Below are 21,099 nucleotides of genomic sequence, written 5' to 3' on the forward strand. Positions count from 1 at the left end.
GGGCGGCACGGGCCGGGGCCCCGAATCAGCTGTGTTCGGCCAGCAGCCGGTCCGCGATCTCCTCGACGCGCTCGCGCAGCCCCTCCTGGCTCCTGCCGCCGTCGAGGCGCTCGCCGCCGATCACGTATGTGGGGGTGCCGGTCACGCCGATGGCCTTGCCCTCGGCCTGATCGGCGTCGACGATCAGGATGTGCCGGCCGTCGATCAGCGCCGTGTCGAACTCCTCGGCGTCCAGCCCCAGCTCCCGGGCCACCTCGACCAGGAAGAGCTCACCCTTGCGGTCCAGCTCCGCCACCCGGTCCAGCACGGCCTCCGCGTACGGCCACCCCTGCCCCTGGGCCACGGCCTCCTCGGCGGCCTGTGCGGCGGCGAAGGAGTGCTTGTGCTTCTCCAGGGGGAAGTGCCGCAGCCGCAGCTCCAGGCGGTCGCCGTAGCGGGCGCGCAGGGCGCGGAGGTCCTCCAGCGCGGTGCGGCAGTCCGGGCACTGGAGCTCGCACCAGACGTCGAGGACGGGCGCGGCGGGACGGTCGGGGGAGAGGTCGCTCATGGCCCCATTCTCCCAGCCCACGGGAGGGCGCCCGGCCACCGCGGGACGCCGCTCACCGGCACCTGGGGAGGAGCCGACCCCCGAGATCTCCCTGATCTCCGGCCGGAACATGGCCCGACGGTGCCCGGACGGTGCAGGATGGAAGGGACGAAGCACTCGTGCCCGACCGAGCCCAGCCTGGAGGACCGGATGATTGCCGAGACCGTCTGCTCCGCGGTGTCCGCGGCGGGCCTGGGCATCGCGGCGGTCACCGCGTACCGCAGGCGCTTCCTCACCGCGACCCGCATCGCCGCCTACGCGCTGGTCCCGGTCGGCCTGGTGATGACCGGTGTCGTCGAGTGGCTGGCCGACACGGCCTTCAGCCCGGTGGCCTGGGCGGGCTTCGGAGTGCTGGGCGTCTCCTGGGTGCTCTTCATGACCACGCGCGCGGTGGAGCGCCGCCGTGGTGGCACCCGCAAGGAACGCAAGGAGGCCCGGGCCGCGGCACGGCGCGACGCGGTCGCCCCGGCGGCCTCGGAACCGTCCCTCGGACCCGGTACCCGCCAGGCCACCCGGCCCGCACCCTCCCGGCCGGCGGCCGCGCCCCGGGGTGACGAGGACTTCAGCGACATCGAAGCCATCCTGAAGAAGCACGGCATCTGACACGGTCCGCCGCCACTGAAACGACACAGCGGTCCGAGGTCGTCAAGGCGTGCTCCGGAATGATCACGTTCCGCCACCGACCTTGCTGATTCAACGAACTCCCGGTCCTTGCTGGCGTGTTGATCGCGTGGGCCCCGTGCACTGCGTCATCATCGCGGCGAGATGCCGGACACCACTCAGCTGGACCCCCAGCTGGACACGAGACAGAGCGAAACCGCGCCCACGCAGAGTGAACCGCGCGGCTGCCTCTTCGCCCTTTCCCAGCCACCGCTCATGATCTTCCTTGCGGTGATCGGGTGTCTGCTGCTCATGGCCGCGTTGCACGATCTGCTGTTGCTGTGAGCCGTACCCGCGTTCCCCGGCGCCACCCGCCGGGGACCGCGTCGCCGTCCGGACACCACCCGGTGCCGACGCCGGGGCAGGCCCGGGGCGACGTCAGCCGGCGGCCTCCTTGCGCCGTGCCCGGTACGCGGCCACGTGCAGCCGGTTTCCGCAGGTACGGCTGTCGCAGTACCGCCGGGAGCGGTTCCGCGAGAGGTCGACGAAGGCGCGCCGGCAGTCCGGGGCCTCGCACCGCCGCAACCGCTCCTGCTCCCCCGCGACCACGAAGAAGGCCAGTGCCATTCCGCAGTCGGCGGCCAGGTGGTCGGCGACGGAGGCGCCGGGGGCGAAGTAGTGGATGTGCCAGTCGTACCCGTCGTGGTCGGTGAGCCGGGGCGTGGTCCCCGCGGCGGCGACCAGATCGTTGATCAGCCCCGCCGCGGTACGGGCCTCGGGGGCCGCGAAGACCGCCGCGAACCGGCCGCGGACCTGGCGCACCGCCGAGAGGTCGAGCGCCGAGAGCACACCGACGTCGCTGATTTCGTGCGTTCCCACAAACTCCTGGAGGGCCGCGACATCCGGCAGCCCGTCCGGCGCCGTATCGTCCTCCGGCACGGTGTTCACCAGATCCACCACGGTGTCGAGGGCGCACCGGGTGTCGTGGGTGATCAGCACATTTCGCTCCCTGGCCTGGGGTCGGGCGGGCGCCCGCCGATGCTGGCCGATGGTAGTGGCTTCCGCGGCGGGCGAACCGGCTCCGATTCCGGTCCCCGGCACCGGCGGCCCCGCCCGTCGCCCGCGGCCTCGCGCCCCGGCGGCGCCGGCCCGCCGGTCGCCCGTACAACGGGAGCCGTCCGGTCTTCGTTCCCGTGCACAGCCGTGAGAGCGCCCTGTGAGGCGCCGGGGGAGCGGGGAGCGTGTGATGGGCGTGGGGCACCTCGCGCCCCGCCCCAGGGCGTCCCGGGCGCCGTACGGAGCCGGAACACGCCGACGCCGCCTCCGCGGAGATCCGCGGCGACGACGCCGGGTGTGCCGTATGCGGTTGTCCGGGCCCGTGCCGTCACCCCGAGTCGACGGCGACGGGCGGCTTCACGGGGCCTCGCCCTAGCTTTCCGCCAGGATGTGCGAGAGCTCCTGGTCGAGGTCGAAGTGCCGGTGTTCCGTGCCGGGCGGCACGGCGGCGTCTGTGCGCTTCAGGAAGGACTCCAGGGCCCGCGCCGGGGCCTCCAGCAGTGCCTCGCCCTCGGGGGAGCTCAGAGCGATGCACACGACGCCCTGGCCATGACTGCGCGACGGCCAGACACGGACGTCGCCGGTGCCGGTGGGACGGTGGAGACCTTCGGCGAGGAGGTCGCGGGCGAACACCCACTCGACGGTCTCCTCGGCTCCGGTGTGGAAGGTGGCGTGCACGGCGTAGGGGTCGGCCGTGTCGTACCGCAGGCCTGCGGGGACAGGCAGGGAGGACTCGCTCGACACAACGAGGCGCAGGTGCAGCTCGCAGCTGACCGTGGTGTTCATAAGCGCCAGGGCCTTTCGCTCAGTGTGCGCTCGGGGATTCGCACGTCGGCGAAATCGACATGCCACCTACGGTGCCGTTGTAAACCCCTCTGAGCGTTTTGCGGGTGTTTACGTAACTCTTCCGGCCGAGCGGTCGTTCGGGTCCTGCGCCCATTCCGGTGACAGGTTTCGCTCCGGTAGTGTTTGGCTGTATGAACACGGGGAGTAACAAGCCCGGCGAGGCAGCCGTGGCGGAGGACCGTACGGGGACGGACGACGAGGCCGCGGCCGCGCGGGCCCTCGGATCGCGGGCACCGGACTTCATCAAAGCGCGCCGCGCCCTGCACCTGAGCTGGCAGGTCGGCGTCTTCATCGTGGGCCTCGCGGTGGTGGTGGCCGGCATCATCATGCTGCCGCTGCCCGGGCCGGGCTGGGTCGTGATCTTCGGGGGCATGGCGATCTGGGCGACCGAGTTCGTCTGGGCCCAGCTCGTCCTGCGCTGGACCAAGCGCAAGGTCACGGAGGCGGCGCAGCGCGCCCTCGACCCCCGGGTGCGGCGCCGGAACATCATCCTGACCTCGGTCGGTCTGCTGATCATCGCCGTGCTGGCCGGGATCTACCTGTACAAGTTCGGTCTGCAGATGCCCTGGAAGATCAAGGACCAGTGATCCGCGGCGGGGGTGCGGTCACCCGGCCCCCGCTGGTCACGGGCACTGCCTGACATGGGGTAATGTTCTTCCTGCGTCCGGGCGATTAGCTCAGTGGGAGAGCGCTTCGTTCACACCGAAGAGGTCACTGGTTCGAACCCAGTATCGCCCACCGGATCAGCAGGCGGCCCGGCTCACGAATCGTGAGCCGGGCCGCTTCGTCGTGTGCCGGGCGGCCGCGCGTCCCGACCGCTTCCGTCCGGCCGCTTCACTCAACCGTGACCTTCCGTCCCGCCGGTTCCGGTGGGCCGGGCGGCGTTCGGCCCACCGGTCACGCCGCGCCCACCTGCGGAATCGGCCGGCCCACCCGCGAGTGGGCGGACGGTGGGCCTCCCTCGCGGTCTGCGCCCCGCGCACATCCGTACCGTCCGACTCATTGACGGGCCCCCGGGACCTTCGTACCTTGTGCCAGCAAGCGCTTACTTGAAACGATTCATGCAGCGGACGCCACGTCGCGGGGAGGCTCATATGCAGCAGGGGAGCAAGATGGAGAGGCGGACGATCCTCAAGGCGGCGGGCGCCTCGCTGGCCGTCGCGGGGCTGGGGGCGACGGCCACCGCGTGCGGCGGCGACAGTGGTTCCGGAGGGGGGACGGTGACGATCCGTTACTCCTGGTGGGGTGCGGAGGACCGGGCGCAGCGCATCAACAAGACCATCGCCCTCTTCGAGAAGAAATACCCGAAGATCAAGGTCAAGACCGACTTTCAGCCGTACCCGGACTTCTGGAAGAAGTTCAACACCCAGGCCTCCGGCGGAAATCCACCGGACGTCTTCCAGAATGCCATCGGGTTCCTGCGCAAATACGACGCGAAGAACGTCCTGCTCGATCTGAGCGCACAGGTCGAGGCGGGCAACCTCTCCATGGACGGCTTCCGCGAGGGCCTGGAGACGTTCGGTGAGATCGACGGCAAACTCCTCGGTGTGCCCGTCGGTTCGAACTCGATGGCCCTCGTCATCGACAAGCCCGTGTACACCCGCGCCGGGGTCAAGCCCGAACAGGGCTGGACGTGGGACGACTTCCACGAGGCGATGACCAGGGTCCGGGACCGGACGGGGCGTGCGGGCGACAGCGGCATGTACGGCGTCATGTACCTCTACGACCTGTACCTGCGGCAGAACGGCAAGGCCTTCTTCACCGAGGACGGCCTCGGCTTCTCCGAGGCGGATCTGACCGCGTGGTGGAGCAAGGCGGAGAAGGACGTGCGGTCCGGTCTCTTCGCCGACCCGAAGAAGGTCGCCCAGATCAAGCCCAAGTCGGCGCTCTCCGCCGAACTCGCCGGCAGCGAGTACACCTGGGACAACTTCACCGTCCGCTACACCTCCGAGGGCAAGAGCGAGTACGGTCTCGCGCCGATCCCCACCACGGACGGCAGGAGGACCGGCCAGTACCTCGGCTCGCTGATGCTGAGCGCCTACAAGCGCACCGAGCACCCCAGGGAAGTCGCCCAGTTCATCGACTTCATGGTCCACGATCCCGAGGTCGCCAAGATCATGGGGTACGACCGCGGCGTGCCGACGACGCAGGCCCAGTACGACGCCTACCGCCCGACCGACCCGGTCAACAAGGCCATCGCCGCCTACGAGCAGTCCCTCGTCGACGCGGGCGTCCTGGAGGACATCACCCCGCACCCGAACGGCGCCGACATCTGCGAGGCCGCGTTCCTGCGCATCGCCGAGGAGATGGCGCTCGGCGAGCGGTCCGTCGGGGACGCCGTCAAGCAGTTCTTCACCGAGTCGAAGACGGCTCTCGTCGGCTGATGGGAAGCGCCGTGACACACGCCCCCGTGCGGGAGGGCCGGGTCGGGGTCCCCGGCCCGCGGCACGGCCCGGAGAAGCCCCCGCGCCCCGCCGAGCTGAAGCGGCGGCGACGCCGGGAGAACCTGGCCGGCTACCTCTTCATGTCCCCGTGGATCGCCGGGTTCCTGCTGCTGACGGCGGGACCGATGGCCGCCTCGCTCTACTTCGCCTTCACCGACTACAACCTGTTCGACGCGCCGAAGTGGATCGGCCTGGACAACTTCTCCGAGATGTTCGGCGACCCGCGCTGGCGCCACTCGGTCCAGGTCACCCTCTGGTACGTCGTCGTCGGCACGCCGATCAAGCTGGTCGCCGCGCTGGGCGTGGCGCTGCTGCTGGCGCAGAAGCGGCGCGGACAGGCCTTCTACCGGGCCGCCTTCTACGCACCGTCGCTGATCGGCGCGAGCGTGTCCGTCGCCGTCGTGTGGAAGGCGATCTTCTCGGACGACGCGGCCGTGGACCGTGCGCAGCAGTTCTTCGGGATCGACGCCGGCGGCTGGACCGGCGACCCGGATCTGATCATCTACAGCCTGGTGGCCCTCACCGTCTGGCAGTTCGGCGCCCCGATGGTCATCTTCCTGGCCGGCCTGAAGCAGGTCCCGCGCGAGCTGTACGAGGCGGCCGACGTCGACGGGGCGAGCCGGCTGCGGCAGTTCTGGAACATCACACTGCCGATGATCTCCCCGGTGCTCTTCTTCAACGTGCTGCTGGAGACCATCCACTCCTTCCAGATCTTCAGCTCCGCCTACATCGTCGGTGGCGGGGCCGGGGGCAACGCCTGCGGTCCGGCCGACGGTTCCATGGTCTACACCTGCTATCTGTACGTCCAGGGCTTCGAGAACAGCCGCATGGGCCTGGCCTCCGCCATGGCGTGGATGCTGCTGGTCGCGGTCGCCCTGGTCACCGCGGTGCTGTTCTGGTCCCAGAAGCGCTGGGTGCACTACGAGGAGGGCGGCCGATGAGCGCGCAGGCCACCGACGTCACACCGGCCCCGTCCGCGAAGGGCGCCCTGCGGCGCAGGCTGCCGGGCTCGCTCGCCTGGCACGTCGGGTCCCTGGCGATCCTGGCGGTGATCCTCTACCCGGTGGTCTGGGTCGTCGGCGGCTCCTTCAAGGAGAGCGGGGACATCGTCGGCAGCCTGGACCTCTTCCCGGCCGACCCGATCGTCTCCAACTACACGAGCCTGGCCGACGGCATCGCCGACATCTCGATCTCCACCTTCTTCCTCAACTCGCTCTTCCTCGCCGTGGGGTCGGTCATCGGGATCGTGGTGTCCTGCTCGCTGACGGCGTACGCCTTCGCCAGGATCAGGTTCGCGGGCCGCAACCTGCTCTTCACGCTGATGATCGGCACGCTGCTGCTGCCGTACCACGTGCTGCTGATCCCGCAGTACGTGCTGTTCCGCAACCTGGACATGATCAACACGTACACCCCGTTGCTGCTGGGGAAGTACCTGGCCACGGAGGCGTTCTTCGTCTTCCTCATGGTGCAGTTCATGCGGAACCTGCCCCGCGAGCTGGACGAGGCGGCGCGGCTCGACGGCTGCGGGCACTTCCGCATCTACTGGTCGATCGTGCTCCCGCTGTGCCGCCCGGCGCTGATCACCAGCGCGATCTTCACCTTCATCAACGCGTGGAACGACTTCATGGGTCCGCTGATCTACCTCAACGAGCCGAGCAAGTACACCGTGTCCCTCGGCCTGAAGATGTTCGTCGACCAGGAGGGGCTGGCGAACTACGGCGGCATGATCGCCATGTCCCTCGTCGCCCTGCTGCCCGTCCTCGCCTTCTTCCTGGCCTTCCAGCGCTATCTGATCGACGGCATGGCGACGTCCGGGCTGAAGGGCTGAGGTGAACCGATCATGACCGAGGCGCGTGCGCGGGCCCGCACCGAGCGGGGAGAGTCGCGGTTCGCCCAGGGGTTCGCCCTGTTCGCCGAGTGCCTGCTCACCGGCGTGTGGATCGCGGTGGCCTCGCTGCCGCTGGTCAGCTACCCCGCGGCGTTCGCGGCCGGGTCCCGGCACCTCGGGCGCCTGCTCGCCCACGAGCGCGGCGGCCTGCGGGAGTTCGCCGCCGACTTCCGGGCGGCACTGCGACGCGGGTGGATCGTCGGGGTCGCCGGGTGGGCCGCCCTGGCGGTGGTCTGGGTGGACGTGCGGGCCGTGCGCGAGGGCGTTCCGCTCGGCCCTCTGGTGGGCTCCGTCGGGGTGCTCGCCCTGATCGGCGCGGCCGTGGCGGGGCTGCGCGCGGCGGCCTCCTGGCGGCCCGGCGCCTCCTGGCGGTCGCTGCTCGCGCGGGCCGGCCGGCGCACCGTGCTCGACCCGGCCGGCTCCTTCGTGATCGTCGGCGGGCTGGCCGTGGTGGTCTGCTCCGCCTGGTTCAGCGCCCCGCTGGCGGTCGCCGTCCTCGGCGCCGTCGCCGCGGCGGCCGTCGCCGTGGAGGAGCGCCACCGCCGGCGCTGACGGCGTCCCCCGTTCACGGTCCGGCGCTCCGGCGCCGCACCTCTCTCTGTCATGCCCCTGACATTCACGGCTCGACATGCCCGGCACCCGCACGCAACGGAAGGAAAGGCCATGTCCCCCATCCCCCGCAGGTCCCTCCTCAAGGCGGCCGCAGTCGCCGGCGCCGCCGGCCAGTTCAGCTGGGCCCTGGGCCCGGGCAACGCCCAGGCCGCCCCGGCCGCCGAGACCGGCGAGGCCGCCCCCGTCACCCTGACCTGGCTGGAGGACGGCGGTCTGGGCGCCGCCCCCGGCTCCACCGTCGGCGTCCCCTGGCCCCGGGGCACCTACCGGGAGGACCAGACGTTCGCCGTCACGGACGCGGACGGCAAGGCCGTACCCGCGCAGTCCTGGCCGCTCGCGTACTGGCCGGACGGCTCCCTCAAGTGGACCGCGCACGCCGTCGGCTCGGGCGACGGAGCGCTCACCCTGACCGCCGGCACCCCGGCGGAGCCCGCCGAGAAGGTCACCGTCACCCGACGCGGCGGAACGATCGACATAGCGACCGGCGTCATCACCGCGCGCATCGGCCTCTCCGGATCGACCCTCGTCAAGTCGGTCACCAGAGGCTCCACCGAGATCGCCCGCAACGGCCGCCTGGTGCTGCTGCGCCAGCCGGAGATCGAGGACGGCGACCAGGGAACCGTGACGCACGAGCGCTTCGACGGCGCGATCGACGAGGTGAAGGTCGAGCAGGAGGGCCCCGTCCGTGCCGTCGTCCGCATCGACGGCACGCACCGCAAGGGGCGCCGGGCCAGGCTGCCCTTCTCCCTGCGCCTCTACTTCTACGCCGGCGCCGACTCCTTCCGCATGGTGCACACCGTCACGTTCGACGGGAAGCAGGAGCCCGGGAAGGCGAGCGGCGACTTCGTCCGCGGCCTCGGCGTCCGCTTCACCGTGCCGATGCGCGACCCGTCCTACGACCGGCACATCCGCATCGGCGGCGAGGGCACCGGCCTGCTGCGCGAGGCCGTCAAGGGCGTCACCGGCCTGCGCCGCGACCCCGGAGCGGCCGTCCAGGCGGCGCAGTACGCGGGGGAGAAGCTGCCCGACCCCGCCACCTGGGACCAGCGGGTCACCACCCGCCTGCAGTACATCCCCGAGTGGGGCGACTACACCCTCTCCCAGCTCTCCGCCGACGGCTTCACCCTGCGCAAGCGCACCGGGAAGGGCCACGGCTGGATCGGCGCCGGCGGCGGGCGGCGCGCCTCCGGCTTCGGCTACGTCGGCGGAACGAGCGGCGGACTCTCCTTCGGACTGCGCGACTTCTGGGAGAAGCACCCCGCCCAGCTGGACATCCGCGACGCCCGGACCGACGCGGCCGAGGTCACCCTCTGGCTCTGGTCACCCGAGGCCCAGCCCATGGACCTGCGCTTCTACCACGACGGCCTGGGCCAGGACACCTTCCCCGAGCAGATCGAGGGCCTCAACATCACCTACGAGGACTACGAGCCCGGGTTCGGCACCCCGTACGGCATCGCCCGCACCTCTGAACTGCTGTTCTGGGCCAACGCCTCGACCCCGAGCGCGCAGCGGCTCGCGCGGCAGGTCGAGGCCGTGCGCGTCCTGCCCCAGCTGGCCGCCCCGCCGGCCCAGCTCATCAAGGCCCAGGTGTTCGGCCCCGGCCTCTACTCCGAGCCCGACCGCTCCACCCCCGCCAAGGCCAGGATCGAGGACCACCTCGACTTCCTCTTCACCTACTACAAGGACCAGGTGGAGCAGCGCCGTTGGTACGGCTTCTGGGACTACGGCGACATCATGCACACCTACGACACCGCCCGCCACCAGTGGCGCTACGACATCGGCGGCTACGCCTGGGACAACTCCGAGCTGTCGCCCGACCTCTGGCTCTGGTACGCCTACCTGCGCTCGGGCCGCGCCGACATCTTCCGCTTCGCCGAGGCCATGACCCGGCACACCGGCGAGGTCGACGTCTACCACCTGGGGGAGTGGGCCGGACTCGGCACCCGGCACGGCGTCCAGCACTACGCGGACAGCGCCAAGCAGCAGCGCATCGCCAACACCACCTACCGGCGCTTCTACTACTTCCTCACCGCCGACGAACGCGTCGGCGACCTCATGCGGGCCAACGTCGACTCCGACGAGACCTTCCTCGCCCTCGACCCGCTCCGCAAGATCCGCACCGAGCCCTACACCCCCGACCGGCACGCCCTGTCGATCGGTTTCGGCACCGACTGGAGCGGCCTGGTCTCGGCGTGGCTGACCGAGTGGGAACGCAGGGGGCCCCAGTGGGAGAAGGCACGCGCGCGCGTGCTGTCCACGATGGAGACCATCGCCGCCCAGCCCAACGGCTTCGTCCAGGGCAGCGGCCTGTACGACCTCGACACGGGCAGGTTCGCCGTCGCCGACACCCCGAAGGTCGAGGTGTCCCACCTGTCGGCCGTCTTCGGCCTCAACGAGCTGTGCGCCGAGCTGATCGACCTCGTCGACATGCCGGAGTTCCACGAGGCTTACTACGACTACTGCCGCTACTTCAACGCCACCAAGGCCGAACAGGCGGCCCGCTACGGCCGCGATTTCGGCAGCCTCCTCCTCTTCCAGGGCCACTCGCGCCTCGACGCCTACGCGGCCGTGCGGACCGGGGACGAGGCGCTCGCCACACGCGCGTGGCGGAAGTTCTACGACTCCGACGGCTACAAGGAGTCGGCGCCCTGGACCACCGAGAAGCTGAGCGGCCCGGCCGCCCTGGTACCGGGCACCGAGGCGACCTGGGTCTCCACCAACGACACCGCGCTCTACGGACTCGCCGCCATCGAGAACCTTGCCCTTCTGGGCGACCGGATGCCGTAGCACGCACGTGACGGACGCGCGGACGGGCACACTCCGGTACGTGGACTGGAACCATTACCGATTCCGCAGCCTGTGGACCCTGCCCGCGCCCGTCCCCGCCGTCTACCGGGAGCTGGAACGGATCGAGGACTACCCCCGCTGGTGGCCGCAGGTGCGCGAGGTCACCCGGCTCGACGACACCAGCGGCCTCGTCCGCTTCCGTTCCCTCCTGCCCTACGACCTGACCGCGACCCTGCGCGAGGGACGGCGCGACCCCGAGGCCGGGGTGCTGGAGGTCGCGATGAGCGGCGACATGGAGGGCTGGGCGCGCTGGACGCTCGGCCCGCGGGACTCCGGCACCCTCGCCCGCTACGACCAGGAGGTCGTCGTGCGCAAGCCGCTGCTGCGCCGCCTCGCCGTACCGGGACGGCCGCTGTTCCGGGCCAACCACCGGCTGATGATGCGGGCGGGGCGCCGCGGGCTCGCCGCCCGCCTGGAAGCGGTTTGAAGAGAGCGTGCCGGGCCCTGTATGGTTCAGTGCGTTCCCGGGCGATTAGCTCAGTGGGAGAGCGCTTCGTTCACACCGAAGAGGTCACTGGTTCGAACCCAGTATCGCCCACCGGGAAAAGCCGGTCCGTCGCACGACGGGCCGGCTTCTTCGTGCGCGCTTCCGCCCGCTCACGCCGCCGCCGGCAGCTCCGGACGCAGCGGCCAGGCCGGGTCCACCGCCTCCTCCGTCCCGTTGAGCGCGAACCACGCCTGGAGCCCTCGCGCCTGTCCCGCGTGCCACACCGCCTGGAGCGTGTGCAGCTCGGCGACCGAGAGGCGCTCCAGCCGCCCCGGGAAGCGGCGGCCCACCGCCCGCACGACCTCCAGCGCGGCCTGCGCGTCGGCCGCCGCGTCGTGCGCGTCCTCCAGCTCGACGCCGTAGTGCGCGCACAGGTCGGTGAGGGTGCGGCGGCCCTTGCGGTAGCGGTCCATGTGCTTGTCGAGCACGCGTGGATCAAGGACGTGCAGGGACGTCCGCTCCAGCCAGCGGCCCAGGGACGAGGCGCGGTGCCGGCGCAACTCCCGGTCCACCAGCGTGAGATCGAACGGCGCGTTCATCACCACGAGCGGGCGCCCCGCGCGGGCCTGCTCGGCCAGCGCCTCGGCTATCTCGTACATCACCGGCGCCGGCCAGCGGCCGTGGCGCTGGAGGTGCTCCTCCGTCAGCCCGTGCACCGCCGTCGCCGACTCCGGTACCGGGACACCCGGATTCACCAGCCACCGGGTCACCCGGGGCCGGAGGCCCGGGGCGTCCTGGACGACGAGGGCGGCCGACACGATCCGGTCGGTCTCGACGTCCACACCCGTGGTCTCCGTGTCGAAGGCGGCCAGGGGCCCCTCGAACCAGCCAGTCATAGGGCACTCAACTCCTCCAGCTGCAACGGCCGCTGACGCGCCGTCTTCTGTCCCGGTTCGGTGATACCCGGGCTGTTTGCGACGTACGCCGGAAGGACACAACAGGAGTACGGGTCTTTGCAGTTCAGGGACCCGCAGTGGGGACGCACCAGTTCTGGAAGGCTGTTGGTCATGGCCATAGCGCAGCCCGAACGGGGCGGGCTGCTGCCTGAGCGCATCGCGCCCACTCGCGGCTCCCTCGCCACCACCGCCTGCATGGAGACCTTGCAGGTCGGCTACCTTCACGCGGTCGCCGCGGCGGCAGGCTGCTCGCTCTCGCAGCCCTTCCCGGACAACGGCATCGACTGGCACGTCAGCCACAGCGCCCCCGGGCACACGGTCGACGACGAGGTCACCATCAAGGTGCAGCTCAAGGCGACGTACCAGATCCCGCCGGGCCCACCGGGCCGGTTCTTCTCCTTCACGCTCGACAACGACCACCTGGCGAAGCTCGCCCGCACCCCGGTCTCCGTGCACAAGATCCTGGTCGTGATGATCGTCCCCCGGTCCCGGGACCAGTGGCTGCGCGCCGGCCACGACCGGCTCGACCTCAGGCACTGCTGCTACTGGACCAACCTCGCCGGACATCCGGTCACCGGCCGGCGGCGCACCACCGTGCGGATACCGACCGCGCGGGTCTTCGACGACCGGGCGCTGTGCGAGATCATGACGCGGGTCGGGACGGGAGGGAAACCATGACGCACCGCCCGACCGGTGAACCGCTGCGGCCCCTCCGACCGCACCCCGACCACGCCGCCGGCGACAGCGGCCGGGACGACCACACGCCGGACCCCGCCGCGGTGGACCCGGCCGTGCTGGCCGCCCTGCTCCACCGGCACGGCTGGCGGCGTCGCGGCGGCCCCCTGGGCCGCTACGGCCGCTGGACCCCGCCCGGACCGGGCGCCGGGGCCACCAGCCTGCTGGTGCCGGTCAGCCGCGCCTTCCCCGACAGCGACGACCTGCTGGGCGAGGCGCTGCTCGCCCTGACCCGCAGCGGCACACCCGCCGCCCGCGAGATCCTCCTCTCCCTCTCCGTGCCCAGCGACGAGATCCGCTGGGGGCGCGACGTGCCGGCCGGACCCGGTGACGCCACCTCGTGGGCCGCGGAGGAGCGGCTGCGCTCCGCGGCCCGCCGGATGCTGCTCGCCGGAGCGCTCGCCACGCGCGCACGGGCGGGCTACTACGGCGCCCGGCACCGGCGCGCCGCGACCGAGGCCCTGGAGAGCGTCCTGGTCGGCCCCGCCCCCGGCGGCCGCCGGCTCACCGCGTTCGTGCCCGTCACCACCGGCCGCCCTCTCGCCGTACGCCTCCATCACGCCCTGTACGCCGCCCGCGAGGCCGTCGACTACCGGCGCGCCACCGGTGGCACGGAGGCCTTCGACGCCGCGGTGGCGGCGGGCGTCAGCCACGAACTGACCGAGGCGCTCGTCGCGCTGATCCGGGGCACGGAGGGCGCCCGCGTCGCCGTCGACTGGGCACCGGCCGCCGGGGTCCCCGAAGGCTGCTCCGCACTCTCCGAGCCCGTCGAGTTCTCGCCCGGCGACCTGCCCGCCCTGCGCGAGGCCGCCGCCCGCTACCTGCGCGCGGAGCCCTCCGTGCCGGTGCGCGTCACCGGCACCGTCGTCCGGATGCGCCGGCCCGGGCCGCGCGGCGCGGGCACCGTACGGCTGCGCGTACTGGCCGGGGCGGACGTCCCGCACGTGCGGATCACGCTCGACGAGGAGGCCTACCGGATCGCCGGGCACGCCCACCTGGTCGGGCTGCCGGTGCGGGTGCTGGGCCGGCTGGAGAGCCGGGGCGGGTTCCGCCGCCTCACCGGCGCCTGCGAGATCACCCCCGTGCCGGTCGACGACGCGGAACGGGACCGGCTCCTCAAGGCCGTGCAGGAGCACGTCGAGGTGGCGGCCTTCTTCGAGGAGACCTGCGGAGGGGACTGCGCGGACTGACCACCGGGTGCGGCGGCGGGAATGATTTCGCGATGCACGGGTCCGGGTCGGTACGATCGCCCTCACGCGTGCGCTCCGGTATGGCGCCGCGGCCCCCCTTCAGTCAGGAGAGACCGGTGTCAGACGTCCGTGTGATCATCCAACGCGATTCCGAGCGGGAAGAACGCGTGGTGACGACGGGCACCACGGCCGCCGAGCTCTTCGCGGGCCAGCGCTCGATCATCGCCGCGCGCGTGGCCGGCGAGCTGAAGGACCTCGCATACGAGGTCCGGGACGGCGAGACCGTCGAGGGCGTCGAGATCTCCTCCGAGGACGGCCTGAACATCCTGCGCCACTCCACCGCGCACGTCATGGCGCAGGCCGTGCAGGAGCTGTTCCCCGAGGCCAAGCTGGGCATCGGCCCGCCGGTCAAGGACGGCTTCTACTACGACTTCGACGTCGAGAAGCCCTTCCACCCCGATGACCTCAAGGCCATCGAGAAGAAGATGCAGGAGATCCAGAAGCGCGGCCAGCGCTTCTCGCGCCGCGTCGTGACCGACGACGAGGCCCGCGAGGAGCTCGCCGACGAGCCGTACAAGCTGGAGCTGATCGGCCTCAAGGGCTCCGCGTCGCACGACGACGGCGCGGACGTCGAGGTCGGCGCCGGCGAGCTGACGATCTACGACAACCTTGACGCCAAGACCGGCGACCTGTGCTGGAAGGACCTCTGCCGAGGCCCCCACCTGCCCACCACCCGGAACATCCCGGCGTTCAAGCTCATGCGCAACGCCGCCGCCTACTGGCGCGGCAGCGAGAAGAACCCGATGCTCCAGCGCATCTACGGCACCGCCTGGCCGACCAAGGACGAGCTGAAGGCGCACCTGGAGTTCCTCGCCGAGGCCGAGAAGCGCGACCACCGCAGGCTCGGCAGCGAACTGGACCTCTTCTCGATCCCCGAGCAGATCGGCTCGGGCCTGGCGGTCTTCCACCCCAAGGGCGGCATCATCCGCCGGGTCATGGAGGACTACTCGCGCCGCCGCCACGAGGAGGAGGGCTACGAGTTCGTCTACACCCCGCACGCGACGAAGGGGAAGCTCTTCGAGACCTCGGGCCACCTGGACTGGTACGCCGACGGCATGTACCCGCCCATGCAGCTCGACGAGGGCGTGGACTACTACCTGAAGCCCATGAACTGCCCGATGCACAACCTGATCTTCGACGCGCGCGGGCGTTCCTACCGTGAACTGCCGCTGCGCCTCTTCGAGTTCGGGACCGTGTACCGGTACGAGAAGTCGGGCGTCGTGCACGGCCTCACCCGGGCCCGCGGCTTCACCCAGGACGACGCGCACATCTACTGCACCCGCGAGCAGATGTCGGAGGAGCTCGACAAGACGCTCACCTTCGTCCTGAACCTGCTGCGGGACTACGGCCTGACCGACTTCTACCTGGAGCTGTCCACCAAGGACCCGGAGAAGTTCGTCGGCTCCGACGAGGCCTGGGAAGAGGCCACCGAGACGCTGCGCCAGGTCGCCGAGAAGCAGGGCCTGCCCCTGGTCCCGGACCCGGGCGGCGCCGCCTTCTACGGCCCGAAGATCTCGGTGCAGACCAAGGACGCCATCGGGCGCACCTGGCAGATGTCGACCATCCAGCTCGACTTCAACCTGCCGGAGCGCTTCGACCTGGAGTACACGGCCGCCGACGGCACCAAGACCCGGCCCGTGATGATCCACCGCGCGCTGTTCGGCTCCATCGAGCGCTTCTTCGCGGTGCTCCTGGAGCACTACGCGGGCGCGTTCCCGGCGTGGCTCGCGCCGGTACAGGCGGTCGGCATCCCGATCGGCGACGCGCACGTCGAGCACCTGGAGAAGTTCGCCGCGGCGGCCCGCAGGCAGGGGCTGCGCGTCGAGGTCGACTCCTCGTCCGACCGGATGCAGAAGAAGATCCGCAACGCCCAGAAGCAGAAGGTGCCCTTCATGGTCATCGCGGGCGACGAGGACATGGCGAACGACGCCGTCTCCTTCCGCTACCGCGACGGTTCCCAGGAGAACGGCATCCCCGTCGAGGAGGCCCTCGCGAAGATCGCGAAGGTCGTCGAGGAGCGGGCGCAGGTCTGATCGCGGGTCCGCCGCGATCACGGGCGCACAGGCCCCCGGGAGATCCCGGGGGCCTTTCCCTGTCGTCGTGCGCGACGCCATATGCTGCACGCATGACGAGTGAGCCGGAGCAGCAGATCGGAGTGGGGACGCAGGACGCGTTCCAGCGCCTGTGGACGCCCCACCGGATGGCGTACATCCAGGGCGAGAACAAGCCGAGCGGCCCGGGCACCGACGACGGCTGCCCCTTCTGCTCGATCCCGGCCAAGTCGGACGAGGACGGCCTGATCGTCCGGCGCGGCGAGCATGTCTACGCGGTGCTCAACCTCTACCCGTACAACGGCGGCCACCTGATGACCGTGCCGTACCGCCACGTCGCCGACTACACCGAGCTGACCGCGGCGGAGACCGCCGAACTGGCCGAGCTGACGAAGCAGGCGATGACGGCTCTGCGCACGGCCTCCGGGGCCCAGGGGTTCAACCTGGGCATGAACCAGGGCTCGGTGGCCGGCGCGGGCATCGCCGCCCACCTCCACCAGCACGTCGTGCCCCGCTGGGGCGGGGACACGAATTTCATGCCGGTCGTCGGCCACACCAAGGTGCTGCCGCAGCTGCTGGGGGACACCCGCAAGATGCTGGCGGAGGCCTGGCCCTCCGGGGAGTAGCGGCGCGTGGGCCCCGGAAGGGGCCTACGCGTTGTACAGATCCGCCTTCCCCGGCGCCGGGTCCTGCACGGCCGTGCTGAGGAACGCCGACCGGTTCCCGAACTTCTCCGTGTCCACCCCGTTCTCCTGAAGCACCTTGATCGCCGCCGAGTGCACCACCCGCAGCACCGGGGCGGCCGCCCGCAGCGCGTCGTCGGCCATGAAGCGGTGCCGCCACGGCTGGTCCGCCCACGCGTGCCGCAGCCCGAAGGGCTCGGGGAGTGCGATCGAACCGCCGAGCCAGTTCAGCAGCGGCGGATACCAGGTGAGCGGCGCGCGCACCGCGAGGCGTACCACCTCGTTCGCGGTGACCAGCGGGAGCATCACCTTGCGGGTCTCCCACGGCTTGAACGACTTGGAGACCTCCTTGGAGGGCGCTTCCGGCTTGGTCGTGAACAGGGGGTTCACCGGGCCCAGCGCGTGCCCGGTGACCTCGATGCGCAGCGTCTCGTGCAGCACGGTCACGGTGATCAGCATGGTGATGACCAACTGGCCGTCCCACAGGGTCCACTGCACGCCCAGGTAGTGCCGGTCACCGGCCCCGAACTGCTGCTTGTTGCAGATGTCCTGTATCGCGTGCGACTTGACCTGGTACGCCTCGACGTCCGTGCCCTCCGGACGCGACACCGCCTTGGCGTTCTCGCCGATCGGCGTCACCACCCAGTGCCGTATGGACGGCTTGGGGAAGCCGCCGGTGTTCAGCGGACCGCGCTCCAGCATGCGCAGTTGGTCGTGGACGGCCCGGACGACGTCCCAGCTGCGGAAGGGGTGGATCTCCCGGGTCGGGTCGGCCGGCACCAGATTCTCCGCGAGCTGCCAGCTGCCCCAGCGCGTGCCCATGCCGAGTATGCCCTTGGGACCGGCGTAGAAGACCGAGTTGGACTGCTGCTCGGCGCCGAGCTTGGCCAGCGACTGCCGCAGCTGCTCGGCCGCCGTCTCGCCCGGATTGCTGGGCACCGCCTCTGGGACCTTGGCGCCGACACCGCTGCCCGACAGCAGGCCGTCCCAGCGCTCCCGCAGGTCCCTCGCCGTGCCCTCGCAGATCCGCTTGGCCCAGAACCAGCCGACGACCGGCAGGACGACCGCCGCGCGCGCGTACCAGGCCCAGAAGCCCGAGAAGGGCATCTTCAGGAGGAACAGCACGGCCAGCGCGGCGATGGCCACGAGCACCGCGGTGCCCAGCGCCCCGGCCTGCTTGTTCTCCGCCTTGGCGACCGTGGTGCGGATCTGGAAGCCGAGCAGCCACACCAGCATGCCGGGCAGGAACAGCACGCCGCACAGCACGATCACCGTGGCCAGCCGCGCGTCGCGGGCCTTGCGGATGCCGTTGGCCGCCAGGCAGTGCTCGACGACGACCTGGGGCTCGGCCCCGAAGGACTGGATGAGCGGCTTGCGTCCGCCGCCCAGCATCCGGTCGGTCACCGCGCGGGAGAACGCCTCCCCGAGGTTGGGCCGGAAGATCGTGGCCCAGGACCGGCCCGCGTTGACGGCCGTCTGGTGCCACTCGTTGTCGGCCTTCTTGATCTCCTCCATCGGGTTGTCCCGGTAGGCGGCCGAGGCCAGCGCGAAGGTGGCCGTCTGCCCCCCGCCGTCCGTACGCGGCACCTGCGGCCCGAAGAAGTCCGCGTAACCGCCGTCAACGGTCATTCCCGCCCCCGATCGCCACCACTGTCGTTCTGCGGCCTTCCCGACTTCCCTGCCCCGCACACCTGTTGATCAGGTCATCAGCGTATCCGCCGGCACCGACATGCGTCACGGGACGCCCGAAGGCGCCTCCGGACGCGCGGATCGGCCCCGCACGCGCGCCGTCGCACGCCGGGTCGCCGCCACCGGCGCGGGGAGTCCCGCGCCGGACCGGGCGGCGCTACGACACGGCCCGCGGCTCCTCCCGCACACGGTCCGCGATCTGCTGCGGCATCGGTTCGTGCCGCGCGTACCGGCGGTCGAAACGGGCGGTGCCGTGCGACAGGGAGCGCAGGTCCACGGCGTACCGGCCGATCTCCAGCTCCGGTACCTCGGCCCGGATCACGGTCCGCCCCCCGCTGGTCTGCTCGGTGCCGAGCACCTTGCCGCGCCGCCCGGACAGGTCGCTCATGACGGCGCCCACGTAGGCGTCGCCGACCAGGACGTTCACCTCGGCGACCGGTTCCAGCAGATGGATCCTCGCGTCGGCCGCCGCCTCCCGCAGCGCCAGCGCGCCCGCCGTCTGGAACGCGGCGTCCGAGGAGTCCACCGAGTGCGCCTTGCCGTCCAGGAGCGTCACCCGCACGTCGATCAGCGGATGGCCCGCGGCGACACCCTTGGCGGCCTGCGCGCGCACGCCCTTCTCGACGGACGGGATGAACTGCCGGGGGACCGCGCCGCCGACCACCTTGTCCACGAACTCGATGCCCGAACCGTTCGGCAGCGGCTCCACCTCGAGTTCGCAGATGGCGTACTGCCCGTGCCCGCCGGACTGCTTGACGTGCCGGCCGCGCCCCGCCGCCCTGCTCCCGAACGTCTCCCGCAGCGACACCCGGTGCGGGACGACGTCGACCTGGACGCCGTACCGGCCGCGCAGCCGTTCGAGCGCCACGTCGGCGTGGGCCTCGCCCAGGCACCACAGGACCACCTGGTGCGTGTCCTGGTTCTGCTCCAGCCGCATCGTCGGGTCCTCGGCGACCAGCCGCGCCAGGCCCTGGGAGAGCTTGTCCTCGTCGGGTTTGCTGTGCGCCTCGATGGCGAGCGGCAGCAGCGGGTCGGGCATCTCCCAGGGGGCCATCAGCAGCGGGTCGTCCTTGGCCGAGAGCGTGTCCCCGGTCTCCGCGCGGCCCAGCTTGGCCACACACGCCAGGTCGCCCGCGATCACGTGCGAGACGGGCCGCTGCTGCTTGCCGAAGGGCGTCGACAGGGCGCCGATCCGCTCGTCGACGTCGTGGTCCTCGTGGCCGCGGTCGGCCAGCCCGTGCCCGGAGACGTGCACCGTCTGGTCGGCGCGCAGGGTGCCCGAGAAGACGCGGACCAGCGAGATCCGGCCGACGTAGGGATCGGAGGAGGTCTTGACCACCTCCGCGACCAGAGACTCGCCGGGATCGCACCTCCGCAGCTCGCGCGGCGCGCCGTCGGGTGTGGTGACCTTGGGCGCCGCGCGCTCCAGCGGGGTCGGGAAGCCCCGCGTGACCAGTTCCAGCAGCTCGACCGTACCGAGTCCCTGGCGGGCGCCCTCGGCCGCGGGGGCGGCGGCCAGGACGGGGAAGAACACCCCGCGGGCGACGGCCCGCTCCAGATCCTCGACGAGCGTCCTGACGTCGACCTGCTCGCCGCCCAGGTAGCGCTCCATGAGGGTCTCGTCCTCGCTCTCCGAGATGATCCCCTCGATCAGCAGGGAGCGCGCCTCGTCGATCGACGGCAGCTGCTCCGCGCCCGGCTCGGACTCCTCGCGCTCGCCGGAGGCGTAGTCGTACAGCTTCCGCGACAGCAGCCCGATGAGCCCGGTCACCGGTGCGTGCCCGTCGGGCGTCCGCGGCCCGTGCAGGGGCAGGTACAGCGGCAGTACGGCGTCGGGGTCGTCCCCGCCGAAGGCCTCCGCGCAGATCCGCGTCGTCTCCTCGAAGTCCGCGCGGGCGGCCTCCAGGTGCGTGATCACGATGGCGCGCGGCATGCCGACGGCGGCGCACTCCTCCCACACCATGCGGGTCGAGCCGTCCACACCGTCGGCGGCCGAGACGACGAAGAGGGCCGCGTCCGCCGCGCGCAGACCGGCCCTCAGCTCACCGACGAAGTCGGCGTACCCGGGAGTGTCCAGGAGGTTGACCTTGATGCCGTCCCATTCCACCGGCACCAGCGACAGCTGTACGGACCGGTGCTGCCGGTGCTCCATCTCGTCGTAGTCCGAGACGCAGCCGCCGTCCTCCACGCGGCCCGCCCGGTTTAGTGCTCCCGCCGTCAGCGCGAGAGCCTCCACCAGGGTCGTCTTGCCCGATCCGGAGTGGCCGACCAGCACCACATTCCGTACGGACGTGGGACGGTCGGCCGCCGTCGCTCTTCCGGCGGCTCCGGGGTGGGTGTGCGCCTTGTCGCCCATGTCCTTGCCTCCCGTGCACGGTGAGGTCGCTGTGGGCGCGGACATGCGGGGCCGCGTGCTGGCGGCTCCGGTG

At 71.4% G+C, this 21,099-nt stretch carries 19 protein-coding genes and 2 tRNA genes; 15 read left to right on the top strand and 6 right to left on the bottom strand.

Going from position 1 to position 21,099, the window contains the following annotated elements; all coding sequences use genetic code 11:
• Nucleotides 1-25: 25 nt before the first annotated feature.
• On the bottom strand, nt 26-547 hold the full coding sequence (locus AC07FV_RS22680; RefSeq protein ID WP_479089133.1) for a DsbA family protein: 522 nt from the start codon (nt 545-547) through the stop codon (nt 26-28).
• A gap of 189 nt (nt 548-736) precedes the next feature.
• Between AC07FV_RS22680 and AC07FV_RS22685 the strand changes: the two genes are divergently transcribed.
• Nucleotides 737-1,189: a hypothetical protein gene (locus AC07FV_RS22685; RefSeq protein ID WP_479089134.1), complete on the top strand. Its 453-nt coding sequence runs from the start codon at nt 737-739 to the stop codon at nt 1,187-1,189.
• Between the two features lie 162 nt (nt 1,190-1,351).
• Entirely contained in the window at nt 1,352-1,531 is a 180-nt protein-coding gene (locus AC07FV_RS22690; protein WP_356605766.1) for a hypothetical protein, read from the top strand.
• A 93-nt stretch (nt 1,532-1,624) separates the two neighbouring features.
• On the opposite strand, the gene AC07FV_RS22695 is transcribed toward AC07FV_RS22690, so the two are convergent.
• Complete coding sequence (locus AC07FV_RS22695) at nt 1,625-2,185, bottom strand: CGNR zinc finger domain-containing protein (protein ID WP_479089135.1); 561 nt, start codon at nt 2,183-2,185, stop codon at nt 1,625-1,627.
• A gap of 429 nt (nt 2,186-2,614) precedes the next feature.
• The gene (locus AC07FV_RS22700) at nt 2,615-3,028 is read right to left on the bottom strand and encodes an SsgA family sporulation/cell division regulator (protein WP_004002642.1); all 414 of its coding nucleotides are present in this window, start codon (nt 3,026-3,028) and stop codon (nt 2,615-2,617) included.
• A 191-nt stretch (nt 3,029-3,219) separates the two neighbouring features.
• Between AC07FV_RS22700 and AC07FV_RS22705 the strand changes: the two genes are divergently transcribed.
• The 9 genes from AC07FV_RS22705 to AC07FV_RS22745 all read left to right on the top strand — a co-directional run bounded on the left by AC07FV_RS22705 (nt 3,220) and on the right by AC07FV_RS22745 (nt 11,417).
• Nucleotides 3,220-3,675 carry a TIGR02611 family protein gene (locus tag AC07FV_RS22705; RefSeq protein WP_479089136.1) on the top strand — a complete coding sequence of 152 codons (456 nt, stop codon included), beginning with the start codon at nt 3,220-3,222 and terminating at the stop codon, nt 3,673-3,675.
• A gap of 79 nt (nt 3,676-3,754) precedes the next feature.
• A tRNA-Val gene (locus AC07FV_RS22710) sits at nt 3,755-3,826 on the top strand.
• A gap of 356 nt (nt 3,827-4,182) precedes the next feature.
• On the top strand, nt 4,183-5,472 hold the full coding sequence (locus AC07FV_RS22715; protein ID WP_479089137.1) for an ABC transporter substrate-binding protein: 1,290 nt from the start codon (nt 4,183-4,185) through the stop codon (nt 5,470-5,472).
• Nucleotides 5,472-6,473 (top strand): carbohydrate ABC transporter permease, encoded by a 1,002-nt coding sequence (locus AC07FV_RS22720; protein ID WP_479089138.1) that lies wholly within the window; start codon nt 5,472-5,474, stop codon nt 6,471-6,473. The genes AC07FV_RS22715 and AC07FV_RS22720 overlap by 1 nt, the downstream gene beginning before the upstream one ends.
• Nucleotides 6,470-7,360: a carbohydrate ABC transporter permease gene (locus AC07FV_RS22725; RefSeq protein ID WP_479089139.1), complete on the top strand. Its 891-nt coding sequence runs from the start codon at nt 6,470-6,472 to the stop codon at nt 7,358-7,360. Before AC07FV_RS22720 ends, AC07FV_RS22725 begins: the two co-directional genes overlap by 4 nt.
• A 12-nt stretch (nt 7,361-7,372) precedes the next feature.
• A complete protein-coding gene (locus tag AC07FV_RS22730) occupies nt 7,373-7,972 on the top strand; it encodes a hypothetical protein (protein ID WP_479089140.1) in 600 nt (199 codons plus the stop codon).
• 111 nt (nt 7,973-8,083) lie between these two features.
• Nucleotides 8,084-10,819 (top strand): exo-rhamnogalacturonan lyase family protein, encoded by a 2,736-nt coding sequence (locus AC07FV_RS22735; protein ID WP_479089141.1) that lies wholly within the window; start codon nt 8,084-8,086, stop codon nt 10,817-10,819.
• Nucleotides 10,820-10,859: 40 nt separating this feature from the next.
• Complete coding sequence (locus AC07FV_RS22740) at nt 10,860-11,306, top strand: SRPBCC family protein (protein WP_479089142.1); 447 nt, start codon at nt 10,860-10,862, stop codon at nt 11,304-11,306.
• Nucleotides 11,307-11,345: 39 nt separating this feature from the next.
• Nucleotides 11,346-11,417 (top strand) — tRNA-Val (locus AC07FV_RS22745).
• A 59-nt stretch (nt 11,418-11,476) separates the two neighbouring features.
• Here AC07FV_RS22745 and AC07FV_RS22750 read toward each other — a convergent pair.
• Entirely contained in the window at nt 11,477-12,202 is a 726-nt protein-coding gene (locus AC07FV_RS22750) for an exonuclease domain-containing protein (protein ID WP_479089143.1), read from the bottom strand.
• Between the two features lie 171 nt (nt 12,203-12,373).
• Between AC07FV_RS22750 and AC07FV_RS22755 the strand changes: the two genes are divergently transcribed.
• The 4 genes from AC07FV_RS22755 (at nt 12,374) to AC07FV_RS22770 (ending at nt 16,924) form a co-directional block, all read left to right on the top strand.
• Complete coding sequence (locus AC07FV_RS22755; protein ID WP_479089144.1) at nt 12,374-12,940, top strand: DUF4365 domain-containing protein; 567 nt, start codon at nt 12,374-12,376, stop codon at nt 12,938-12,940.
• A complete protein-coding gene (locus AC07FV_RS22760) occupies nt 12,937-14,187 on the top strand; it encodes a hypothetical protein (protein WP_479089145.1) in 1,251 nt (416 codons plus the stop codon). The genes AC07FV_RS22755 and AC07FV_RS22760 overlap by 4 nt, the downstream gene beginning before the upstream one ends.
• A 116-nt stretch (nt 14,188-14,303) precedes the next feature.
• Nucleotides 14,304-16,280: a threonine--tRNA ligase gene (gene thrS, locus AC07FV_RS22765; protein WP_479089146.1), complete on the top strand. Its 1,977-nt coding sequence runs from the start codon at nt 14,304-14,306 to the stop codon at nt 16,278-16,280.
• A 92-nt stretch (nt 16,281-16,372) separates the two neighbouring features.
• Nucleotides 16,373-16,924, top strand: a complete 552-nt coding sequence (locus tag AC07FV_RS22770) for an HIT family protein (RefSeq protein WP_479089147.1) — start codon at nt 16,373-16,375, stop codon at nt 16,922-16,924.
• Nucleotides 16,925-16,948: 24 nt separating this feature from the next.
• On the opposite strand, the gene AC07FV_RS22775 is transcribed toward AC07FV_RS22770, so the two are convergent.
• Both AC07FV_RS22775 and AC07FV_RS22780 read right to left on the bottom strand, forming a co-directional pair.
• Nucleotides 16,949-18,610: a hypothetical protein gene (locus tag AC07FV_RS22775; protein ID WP_479089148.1), complete on the bottom strand. Its 1,662-nt coding sequence runs from the start codon at nt 18,608-18,610 to the stop codon at nt 16,949-16,951.
• Between the two features lie 217 nt (nt 18,611-18,827).
• Nucleotides 18,828-21,026 carry an elongation factor G-like protein EF-G2 gene (locus tag AC07FV_RS22780; RefSeq protein ID WP_479089149.1) on the bottom strand — a complete coding sequence of 733 codons (2,199 nt, stop codon included), beginning with the start codon at nt 21,024-21,026 and terminating at the stop codon, nt 18,828-18,830.
• Between the last annotated feature and the right edge of the window lie 73 nt (nt 21,027-21,099).

It is taken from the genome of Streptomyces sp. NPDC045956 (assembly GCF_056430705.1).

Coding starts and splice junctions, on each gene's coding strand:
- AC07FV_RS22680 (WP_479089133.1), bottom strand. CDS start 547: ATGAGCGACCTCTCCCCCGACCGTCCCGCCGCGCCCGTCCTCGACGTC.
- AC07FV_RS22685 (WP_479089134.1), top strand. CDS start 737: ATGATTGCCGAGACCGTCTGCTCCGCGGTGTCCGCGGCGGGCCTGGGC.
- AC07FV_RS22690 (WP_356605766.1), top strand. CDS start 1,352: ATGCCGGACACCACTCAGCTGGACCCCCAGCTGGACACGAGACAGAGC.
- AC07FV_RS22700 (WP_004002642.1), bottom strand. CDS start 3,028: ATGAACACCACGGTCAGCTGCGAGCTGCACCTGCGCCTCGTTGTGTCG.
- AC07FV_RS22705 (WP_479089136.1), top strand. CDS start 3,220: ATGAACACGGGGAGTAACAAGCCCGGCGAGGCAGCCGTGGCGGAGGAC.
- AC07FV_RS22715 (WP_479089137.1), top strand. CDS start 4,183: ATGCAGCAGGGGAGCAAGATGGAGAGGCGGACGATCCTCAAGGCGGCG.
- AC07FV_RS22720 (WP_479089138.1), top strand. CDS start 5,472: ATGGGAAGCGCCGTGACACACGCCCCCGTGCGGGAGGGCCGGGTCGGG.
- AC07FV_RS22725 (WP_479089139.1), top strand. CDS start 6,470: ATGAGCGCGCAGGCCACCGACGTCACACCGGCCCCGTCCGCGAAGGGC.
- AC07FV_RS22730 (WP_479089140.1), top strand. CDS start 7,373: ATGACCGAGGCGCGTGCGCGGGCCCGCACCGAGCGGGGAGAGTCGCGG.
- AC07FV_RS22735 (WP_479089141.1), top strand. CDS start 8,084: ATGTCCCCCATCCCCCGCAGGTCCCTCCTCAAGGCGGCCGCAGTCGCC.
- AC07FV_RS22750 (WP_479089143.1), bottom strand. CDS start 12,202: ATGACTGGCTGGTTCGAGGGGCCCCTGGCCGCCTTCGACACGGAGACC.
- AC07FV_RS22755 (WP_479089144.1), top strand. CDS start 12,374: ATGGCCATAGCGCAGCCCGAACGGGGCGGGCTGCTGCCTGAGCGCATC.
- AC07FV_RS22760 (WP_479089145.1), top strand. CDS start 12,937: ATGACGCACCGCCCGACCGGTGAACCGCTGCGGCCCCTCCGACCGCAC.
- AC07FV_RS22770 (WP_479089147.1), top strand. CDS start 16,373: ATGACGAGTGAGCCGGAGCAGCAGATCGGAGTGGGGACGCAGGACGCG.
- AC07FV_RS22775 (WP_479089148.1), bottom strand. CDS start 18,610: ATGACCGTTGACGGCGGTTACGCGGACTTCTTCGGGCCGCAGGTGCCG.
- AC07FV_RS22780 (WP_479089149.1), bottom strand. CDS start 21,026: ATGGGCGACAAGGCGCACACCCACCCCGGAGCCGCCGGAAGAGCGACG.